The sequence below is a fragment of the Mycobacterium timonense genome, from assembly GCF_025821985.1.
Classification (GTDB): domain Bacteria; phylum Actinomycetota; class Actinomycetes; order Mycobacteriales; family Mycobacteriaceae; genus Mycobacterium; species Mycobacterium avium.
The window spans coordinates 1-857 of the sequence record NZ_JACKSY010000070.1; the positions used below are offsets into that span (position 1 = coordinate 1).

Consider the following 857-nt stretch of genomic DNA (forward strand, 5'->3'; position numbering starts at 1 on the left):
TAGGCCACGCAGGCACCCTACGGCCCACCGGCTAGTGCACAAATCCGCACCAGGCCACAACCGAAGACACAGGTCACAGCCCTACACAACCGCCGGATCGCCGACAGTGATAAAAGTCAGGTCTTTTGCCCGAAAAACGTGTTGCGGACGAGCACCGCGGCGCCGGCGAGGATGAGTCCGACCAGGACAACGGCCGCCAGCGCCGCCAGCCTGTTGCGGGGGACCCGGGAGCTCATTGCGACCCTCCGACCCGGCCACCCAACGTGCAGCCGGGGCATACCGGAATCCCGTTGTACGGCCAGGGAATCAGCGACCGAGGAACCGGCGAGGGGTGGCCCGGACCGCGAGCCGTGTCGAAGGTGCGGAATCCCCACAGGTAGTCCAGGAACGGCTGGAAGAGTTGCGGTGCAAGGAAGTTCGGGACGAACGCCGAGTAGGCGTACATGCTCGAGATCGCCTCACCCACCGTGATCTCGAATTTCTTGAGGCCCGGCAGCGCCTTGCTGATGTTGTCGCGGTTCTTTTCCAGCATCGCGGTGACCGAGTTCAGTCTCTCCAGCGTCGGCGCCAGCTTGCTTTCGTTGTCGTGCACCAACGCCGTCAGCTGCTTGGCCACCGCCGACGTGTTGGCCAGCAGGTCCACGATCTCCTGCCGGCGCGCCACCAGGACTTGGAGCAGCACGTCGGAGTTGAGGATGAGCTTGTTGACCTGCTGGCTGCGTTCGGAAAGGACTCCTTAAGTTCGTAGGTGCAGTTACTTCGTGTTGTTACGTTGTGCTGTGACCCCGGGTGGGGCGGGTGAGGCTGCATCGCTCTTGCCGGCCTGATGGTGCGGCTTGAAAGGACTGGCCGCCCGG

1 pseudogene is annotated in these 857 nt (G+C 63.7%); it reads right to left on the reverse strand.

Features of this window, described 5'->3' with window-relative positions:
- Positions 1-232: 232 nt before the first annotated feature.
- Positions 233-736 (reverse strand): annotated as a pseudogene (locus tag H7I87_RS18515) (MCE family protein); the annotation flags it as partial.
- Between the last annotated feature and the right edge of the window lie 121 nt (positions 737-857).